Genomic DNA, 8198 nt, shown 5'->3' with positions numbered 1-8198 from the left:
GACGACTTGCCGGAGCCGGAGGGGCCCGCGAGCAGGACGACACGGGTCGGGATCGGTTGGGAACTCACGGGACACCAGTGTGAACCATTCCCCCGTGCAGGGGACCCCCGAGGAAGGCCGTTGGTATCGAGCATCACACCTCCACTACTGTCGGTGGCCGCTCGGTCACCCCTCGGAAGGATCGTCATGGCGCGTCACGCAGAACCCCGCACCCCCCGCCGCAACGCCCTGCTCAAGGCCGGTCTGACGGTCACGGCGGCGGGTGCCGCGCTGGTCGGCGCGGGCGCCGCGGCGCAGGCCGTCGCGCCGGTGCCGCTGCCCGTCGACTCGCTGACCAGGACGGACGCCGGCGCGGCCGGGGCGGGCGCACTGGAGGGCGTCACGCACGGCGTGGGCCCGCTGACGCAGCTCCAGCTCGACCCGCTGGCCAACACCGGCGTCGACCCGCTCGACAACGGCCTCGGCACCCAGGTCGCCGACTTCAAGCCGGTCGGCACGAACCTGGTGACCGACCACGTCACGAAGGGCGGGGCAGTGGCCGATCTGCCGCTGGCCGGTCCGCTGACGCGGGGGCTACTTCCGTAGCGTTCCGCAGGGGGACCTCGCGTACGAGCCAGGCCACCGCGAACGCCAGGACGGCGAGGACGGCCGTGCCGAGCAGCACCCCGTGCACCCCGTCGGCCACCGCCGCCCGCAGGCCCTCCCGTACCGGCTCCGGCAGTCGTTCGGCCTGGGCCGGGGTCAGGTTCGGGTCGGCCCCCGCGAGGCGTGCGGTGAAGACCGCGCCGAGGGTCGCGACGCCGAGGGAGCCGCCGAGGGTGCGGACGAGCGTGACGGTGCCGCTCGCCGCGCCCCTGTCCCGGGGCGGGGCGCCGTACATCGTGATGAGCAGGGTCGACTGCATGAGGAAGCCCATGCCGGCGCCCAGGACCACGGTGAGCGCGGACGCGAGGGCCGTCGGGGTGTCCACGTCGAGCAGGAGCAGGACCAGCGCGCCCGCGGTCATGAGTCCGCCGCCGAGGATCGGGTAGATCCGGTAGCGGCCGTCGCGTGCGATCAGCCGGCCCGTGACGAGCTGGACGGCGACCATGCCGAGCATGAGCGGCAGCAGGAGCAGTCCGCTCGCCGTGGACGTCCCGCCGCGGACGAACTGGAAGTACTGCGGCAGGTAGTTCATCGCGGCGAGCATGCCCGCGCCGACCAGCAGGCTCAGGATCTGCGCGAGGGTGAAGTTCCGGCTGTGGAACAGCCGGGGCGGGATCACCGGCTCGGCGGCGCGCCGCTCGGTCCTGACGAACAGGGCGAGCGCGGCGACGGCGGTCGCGGCCAGGGCGAGGATCCCCGGTGAGGCCCAGGCGTACCGCGTTCCGCCCCAGGTGGCGAGCAGGGTCAGGGCGAGGATGCCGGTGGTGAGGAGCAGCGCCCCTGCCACGTCCACGCGGGCCCGGACGCGTGGGGTCCGCACGCGCAGCCCGAGCGAGACGAGCAGCAGCGCGGCGATGCCGACGGGCAGGTTGACGTAGAAGGCCCAGCGCCAGTTCAGGTGGTCGGTGAGCAGTCCGCCGAGGAGCGGGCCGCCGGCGAAGGCGGCCGGGAGCATCGCCCCGGTGATCGCCTGGACCCGCGGGCTGTCCTCCGGGGAGACGACGGTGCCGATCAGGGCGAAGGCGCCGACCATCAGGCCGCCGGCGCCGACGCCCTGGAGGGCGCGGAAGGCGATGAGCTGGTCCATGTTCCGGGCGAGGCCGGAGAGGACGGAGCCGATGAGGAAGACGGCGACGGCGGAGAGGTAGGCGCCCTTGCGTCCGTACAGGTCGCCGGCCTTGCCCCAGAGGGGGGTGGCGACGGCGGCGGCGAGGAGGTACGCGGTGACCACCCACGACAGCCGGTCGAGGCCGCCGAGTTCGCCGGCGACGGTCGGGAGCGCGGTGCCGACGATCGTGCCGTCGAGGGTGCCGAGGACGATGCCGAGCATGAGCCCGATGAGGCCCGGATAGGGGAGCTTCTTTCGCTGGTCGGTCATGGTCAGGCTCCGTACGGCTTCTTGGCGCGGGTCGAGCCCCGGGTGGCGGCGAGGCGGAGCGGAGTGCTCATGGTTCCCCCTGGAACGGTGATGTGTACGTCGTACACAGGCGGGTGTACAACGTACACGCCGATGTGTACGGCGTCCACAAGGCATACGCTGTACGCGACACGAGGAGGCCGGAGTGGCGAAGAAGGACGAGACGGAAGGCGTCTCGCTGTGGGAGCGGCTCGATCGGCCCGCGGTGGCGCCCCGGGCGTCCCTCACCCCGGGCCGGATCGCCGAGGCCGCGATCGGGATCGCGGACCGCGAGGGCTTCGCCGCCGTCACCATGCGCAAGGTCGCCGCCGAGCTGGGCGTCGCGCCCATGGCCGCGTACCGGCACGTCAACGGCAAGGACGAACTCTGGGCCCTCATGGTCGACCGGGTCTCGACCGAGCTGGAGCCCCCGGAGACCACCGAGGGCTGGCGGGACACCCTGCGGATCCACGCGCACCGCACCCGCGACGGGATGCTGCGCCACCCCTGGCTCGCCCAGCTGCCGACCCCGCTCTTCGCCCTCACCCCGAACCGGATGGCGGCCGCCGAGCGGCAGCTGGCCTCCCTCGCCGGCCTGGGCCTCGACGTCGACACGATGATGGCCGCGTTCCGGGCGGTCGGCGCGTATGTGCACGGAGCCGTGCAGGCGGAGGTCGCCGTCGCCCTCTACATGAAGGAGCAGGGCTGGGAGAACGCCGACGAGACCCGCCGGGGGCTCGCCCCGCAGATGTCGTACCTGCTCGGTACCGGCCGCTACCCGACCTACCGGACGTACGCCCTCGGCGCGGCCCGCAAGGACGACGCGGGGTGGCTGTTCGAGACGGGGCTCGACTGCGTCCTCGACGGGGTCGCCGGGCTGATCGAACGCGCCGGGGCATGACGAACGGCCCCCGGGTGGTCCCGGGGGCCGTTCGTCATGGGGGTCCTAGTACGAGGAGCCGCTCGCGCCCAGCGAACCCGTGGGGTGCCAGACCGTCTTCGTCTCCAGGAACGCGGTCATGCGGTCCGTGCCCGGGGACTCGGCGAAGTCCTCGGTACGGGGGCGCAGGACGCGCTTCAGGTTGTCCGCCGCCGCGATCTCCAGGTCGCGGGCCAGATCGGTGTCCGCTCCCGTCAGGTCGATCGCGTTGACGTCCTGGTGGGCCGCGAGGTGCGGGCCCATCTCGGCGGCCTTGCCGGAGAGGATGTTCACCACGCCGCCGGGGAGGTCGGAGGTGGCCAGGACCTCGCCCAGGGAGAGGGCGGGGAGCGGGGACTTCTCCGAGGCGATGACGACGGCCGTGTTGCCCGTCGCGATCACCGGGGCGATCACCGAGACCAGGCCCAGGAAGGACGAGTCCTGCGGGGCGACCACCGTGACGACGCCCGTCGGCTCGGGGGTCGACAGGTTGAAGTACGGGCCCGCCACCGGGTTCGCGCCGCCCACGACCTGGGCGATCTTGTCGGTCCAGCCCGCGTACCAGACCCAGCGGTCGATCGCCGCGTCGACGACCACGGCCGCCTTGTTCTTGGACAGGCCCTCCGCGTGCGCGACCTCGTGCACGAACTGGCCCTTGCGCCCCTCCAGCATCTCGGCGACGCGGTAGAGGATCTGGCCGCGGTTGTACGCGGTGGCGCCCGCCCAGCCGCCGAAGGCCTTGCGCGCGGCGACGACCGCGTCACGGGCGTCCTTGCGGGAGGAGAGCGGCGCGTTCGCCAGCCACTTGCCCTTCGAGTCCGTCACCTCGTACACCCGGCCGCTCTCGGAGCGGGGGAACTTGCCCCCGACGTACAGCTTGTAGGTCTTGAAGACACTGAGGCGCGTCTGATCAGACATCGAGGTAGGCCTCCAGACCGTGGCGGCCGCCCTCGCGGCCGAAGCCCGACTCCTTGTAGCCGCCGAAGGGCGAGGTCGGGTCGAACTTGTTGAACGTGTTGGCCCAGACGACACCGGCCCGGAGCTTGTTGGCGACCGCGAGGATGCGGGAGCCCTTCTCCGTCCAGATGCCCGCCGACAGGCCGTACTGGCTGTTGTTGGCCTTCGCGACGGCCTCGTCGGGCGTACGGAAGGACAGCACCGACAGGACCGGGCCGAAGATCTCGTCGCGGGCGATCCGGTGCGCCTGCGTGACGCCCGTGAAGAGCGTCGGGGCGAACCAGTAACCGGCCGACGGGATCTCGCACGCGGCGGTCCAGCGCTCGGCGCCCTCCGCCTCGCCCTGCTCCACGAGGGAGGTGATGCGGGCCAGCTGCTCCGAGGAGTTGATGGCGCCGATGTCGGTGTTCTTGTCGAGCGGGTCGCCGAGGCGGAGCGTCGACAGGCGGCGCTTCAGGCTGTCGAGCAGCTCGTCCTGGATCGACTCCTGGACGAGGAGGCGCGAGCCCGCGCAGCAGACCTGGCCCTGGTTGAAGAAGATGCCGTTGACGATGCCCTCGACGGCCTGGTCGATCGGCGCGTCGTCGAAGACGATGTTGGCGCCCTTGCCGCCCAGTTCGAGGGTGACCTTCTTGTGCGTGCCGGCGACCGAGCGCGCGATCGACTTGCCGACCGCCGTCGAACCGGTGAAGGCCACCTTGTTCACGTCCGGGTGCTCGACCAGCGCGGCGCCCGTCTCCCCGTACCCGGGAAGGATGTTGACGACGCCCTTCGGCAGCCCGGCCTGGCGGCAGATGTCCGCGAAGAACAGGGCGGAGAGCGGGGTCGTCTCGGCCGGCTTCAGGACGACCGTGTTGCCGGTCGCGAGCGCCGGGGCGATCTTCCACGCCAGCATGAGCAGGGGGAAGTTCCACGGGATGACCTGGCCGGCCACGCCCAGCGGCTTCGGGTCCGGCCCGTAGCCCGCGTGGTCGAGCTTGTCGGCCCAGCCCGCGTAGTAGAAGAAGTGCGCGGCGACCAGCGGGAGGTCCGCGTCGCGGGTCTCCTTGATCGGCTTGCCGTTGTCCAGGGTCTCCAGGACGGCCAGCTCGCGGCTGCGCTCCTGGATGATCCGGGCGATGCGGAAGAGGTACTTGGCGCGCTCGGAGCCGGGCAGCGCCGACCACTTCTCGAAGGCCTTACGTGCCGCCTTCACCGCGCGGTCGACGTCCTCGGCGCCCGCCTGGGCGACCTCGGCGAGGACCTCCTCGCTGGACGGCGAGACGGTCTTGAAGACCTTGCCGTCGGCGGCGTCGACGAACTCGCCGTCGATGAACAGGCCGTAGCTCGGCGCGATGTCGACGATCGCACGCGACTCCGGTGCCGGTGCGTACTCGAATGCAGATGCCATGTTGATCAGTCCACCGTCACGTAATCGGGGCCGGAGTAACGGCCGGTCGCCAGCTTCTGGCGCTGCATCAGCAGGTCGTTGAGCAGGCTGGAAGCGCCGAAGCGGAACCAGTGGTTGTCCAGCCAGTCCTCGCCCACGGTCTCGTTGACGAGCACCAGGAACTTGATCGCTTCCTTGGTGTTGCGGATGCCGCCGGCCGGCTTCACGCCGATCTGCACGCCGGTCTGCGCGCGGAAGTCGCGCACGGCCTCCAGCATGAGGAGGGTGTTCGCCGGGGTGGCGTTGACCGCGACCTTGCCGGTCGAGGTCTTGATGAAGTCCGCGCCGGCCATCATGCCGAGCCAGGAGGCGCGGCGGATGTTGTCGTACGTGGAGAGCTCGCCGGTCTCGAAGATCACCTTGAGGCGGGCGCGGTCGCCGCACTCCGCCTTGATCGCGGCGATCTGCTCGAAGACCTCCATGTACCGGCCGGCGAGGAAGGCGCCACGGTCGATGACCATGTCGATCTCGTCGGCGCCGGCGGCGATCGCGTCGGCGGTGTCGGCCAGCTTCACGGGGAGCGCGGCGCGCCCGGCCGGGAAGGCGGTGGCGACCGAGGCGACCTTGACGCCCGAGCCCGCGACGGCGGCCTTGGCGGTGGCCACCATGTCGGGGTAGACGCAGACGGCGGCCGTCTTCGGGGTCGTGCGGTCGGTCGGATCGGGGTTGACGGCCTTGGCGGCGAGCGCCCGGACCTTGCCCGGGGTGTCCGCGCCTTCGAGAGTCGTCAGGTCGATCATGGAAATGGCCAGGTCGATGGCGTACGCCTTGGCCGTGGTCTTGATCGAGCGGGTGCCGAGGGACGCGGCGCGCGCCTCCAGGCCGACGGCGTCGACGCCGGGCAGCCCGTGGAGGAAGCGGCGCAGCGCACTGTCGGACGCGGTCACGTCGGCGAAAGCGGAAGCTGCGGATGCAGTGGTGGGCATGGTCACCAGTCGAGCATATCTACGCGCGTAGCGACCTGTACAGGGGAGCCCCTTCATGGAGCCCGAGGTCACAGGGGGTCCGGCGGCGTGGTGACCCCTGTCACGCGCCCGTGACGTGGAGTGGACGGCTCCCGCATACAAGATCTTTAGATTTTTATCAGCAGCCAGCGAGAACTCACCGGCCCTTCCCGAGGAGATGTCAGCGGCATGCGGCTCTTCTTCATCCGCCACCGAACCTCTTCGGGAGTCGTTATGCGCACCGCCCTTCGCACCGCCCTCGCCACCGCGCTCGTCGCCGGCGTCGTCGCCACCCCGGCCCTCGCGGCCGGCAGTGCCTTCGCCGCCGGTACGACCCCGGCGCCCAAGGCGACCGCGACCGCTACCACCGCCACCGCGGCCTCGCAGGGCACTCTCCTCCGCACGGTCCAGCTGGCCGGAGGTCTTTCGGCCAAGGTGTACGCCCGGGGCGACCAGCACCCGTACTACACCGCCACCGTCCTCAAGGGCGGCACGGTCCTGGGCGAGCTGAAGGCCGGCGCCGGCTACCCGAAGGAGGACACCCGGGTCTTCTCCGGATACGCGGTGACCCTCGACTTCACCGGCAAGGTGACCGCCGTCGCCGTCGACGCCGCGAACGGCACCCTGATCCGCACGGTCCAGCTGGCCGGAGGTCTTTCGGCCAAGGTGTACGCCAAGGGCGACCAGCACCCGTACTACACCGCCACCGTCCTCAAGGGCGGCACGGTCCTGGGCGACCTGAAGGCCGGCGCCGGCTACCCGCCGAAGGAGACCAAGGTCTTCGGCGGATACGCGGTGACCCTGGACTTCGAGGGCAACGTGACCGCCGCCGCGATCCAGTACACGGGCGGCACCCTGGTCCACACCCAGACCCTCATCGGCGGCACCGTCGCCAAGATCTACATGATCGACGCGACGCACCACCGCGCCGAGCTCTACCGCGGCGGCCACCTGGTCGGACACCTGGACGCGAACAAGCGCTCCGTCGCCGGCAACGACAACGGCGAGTTCCTCGTCCTCAACTCGAACGGCACCACCTACAACTGGGTCGGCAACTACCGCCCCGGCGCCACCCCCGGCATCTACAAGCTCGCCGACGGCACGATCCTGGAGCTCGCCGAGCACAACGGCCGCCTCGGCCTCCAGCAGCTCGTGGACGACAAGGGCCGCGGCTTCACCTACCTCTCGGGCGACCGCCAGGTCTTCTTCTACGACAGGGCCGTCGTCGTCCTGGAGCGCGACGGAGGCATCGCCGCCTTCATCGCCGGCGGGGCCGAGCAGGCCGCCCCGCAGCCGTACGGCATGGGCGGCGGCGGCCAGGGCGAGTCCGGCACGAAGTCCCTCGGCAAGTGCACGGTCAGCAAGGTCGTCGGCATCGGCGCCGGCACCCGGGCCGAGCTGTTCATGACCCGGCAGGGCCCCGTGGCCGAGTTCAGCACCGCCGGTGAGGACAGGGTCTTCGCGATGGTCGACCGGACGCACCCCTCGCTGCCGGAGAGCGTCGGCATCATCGCCCGGATCGTCGACCCGAAGAGCGCGACGCCGTCGCTCTACACCAAGGTCGAGGGCGGCACCGCCAAGGGCTCCACGCACGCCTTCCCGAAGCTGCCGAAGGGCTGCTCGTTCGAGGTGCCGATCGAGAACGCGAAGGGGACCGGCGCGGGCACGACCGGCACCGGCACCACCACCCACACCGGGCAGACCTCCGTCATCCCGCAGGGCGGTGTCGCGGCCGGTGCCGAGTTCGCCGCCGAGGGCGACTCGACCGCCCTGATCGCCGTCGGTGCGGGCGCGGCTTCGCTCGCCGCCGCGGGCCTCGGCTTCGTCGTCCTGCGCCGCCGGGCCGGCTCCCGCGCCTGATCCCCCACCTGCCCTGACCCGAGCAGGCATCACCCCACCCCAGGCCGG

Annotated in this window: 7 protein-coding genes and 1 pseudogene; 3 read left to right on the top strand and 5 right to left on the bottom strand. The window is 71.5% G+C overall.

The features are described 5' to 3' along the window. Positions 1-134, bottom strand: a pseudogene (locus CCN56_RS45185) (uridine kinase); the annotation flags it as partial. Between the two features lie 52 nt (positions 135-186). Here CCN56_RS45185 and CCN56_RS35000 point away from each other — a divergent pair. Further along, complete coding sequence (locus tag CCN56_RS35000) at positions 187-585, top strand: hypothetical protein (RefSeq protein ID WP_086831824.1); 399 nt, start codon at positions 187-189, stop codon at positions 583-585. Here CCN56_RS35000 and CCN56_RS34995 read toward each other — a convergent pair. Further along, positions 518-2023 (bottom strand): MDR family MFS transporter, encoded by a 1506-nt coding sequence (locus CCN56_RS34995; protein WP_256962339.1) that lies wholly within the window; start codon positions 2021-2023, stop codon positions 518-520. The genes CCN56_RS35000 and CCN56_RS34995 overlap by 68 nt on opposite strands. A 184-nt stretch (positions 2024-2207) precedes the next feature. On the opposite strand from CCN56_RS34995, the gene CCN56_RS34990 reads away from it, so the two are divergent. Then, positions 2208-2942 (top strand): TetR/AcrR family transcriptional regulator, encoded by a 735-nt coding sequence (locus CCN56_RS34990; protein WP_086831823.1) that lies wholly within the window; start codon positions 2208-2210, stop codon positions 2940-2942. A gap of 45 nt (positions 2943-2987) precedes the next feature. Here CCN56_RS34990 and CCN56_RS34985 read toward each other — a convergent pair whose 3' ends face one another. The 3 genes from CCN56_RS34985 to deoC are packed head-to-tail and all read right to left on the bottom strand — an operon-like array spanning position 2988 to position 6272. After that, positions 2988-3878 carry an aldehyde dehydrogenase gene (locus CCN56_RS34985; protein ID WP_086831822.1) on the bottom strand — a complete coding sequence of 297 codons (891 nt, stop codon included), beginning with the start codon at positions 3876-3878 and terminating at the stop codon, positions 2988-2990. Next, positions 3871-5307 (bottom strand): aldehyde dehydrogenase family protein, encoded by a 1437-nt coding sequence (locus CCN56_RS34980; RefSeq protein WP_086831821.1) that lies wholly within the window; start codon positions 5305-5307, stop codon positions 3871-3873. The genes CCN56_RS34985 and CCN56_RS34980 overlap by 8 nt, the downstream gene beginning before the upstream one ends. Positions 5308-5312: 5 nt before the next feature. Next, entirely contained in the window at positions 5313-6272 is a 960-nt protein-coding gene (gene deoC, locus CCN56_RS34975; protein WP_086831825.1) for a deoxyribose-phosphate aldolase, read from the bottom strand. 252 nt (positions 6273-6524) lie between these two features. Between deoC and CCN56_RS34970 the strand changes: the two genes are divergently transcribed. Beyond that, positions 6525-8150, top strand: a complete 1626-nt coding sequence (locus CCN56_RS34970) for a hypothetical protein (RefSeq protein ID WP_086831820.1) — start codon at positions 6525-6527, stop codon at positions 8148-8150. Positions 8151-8198: the final 48 nt, after the last annotated feature.

The organism is Streptomyces sp. NRRL B-24572 (assembly GCF_002156145.1).
GTDB lineage: Bacteria > Actinomycetota > Actinomycetes > Streptomycetales > Streptomycetaceae > Streptomyces > Streptomyces vietnamensis.
The sequence above is the reverse complement of the archived record's forward strand: the minus strand, read 5'-3'. Positions and strand labels throughout refer to the sequence as shown.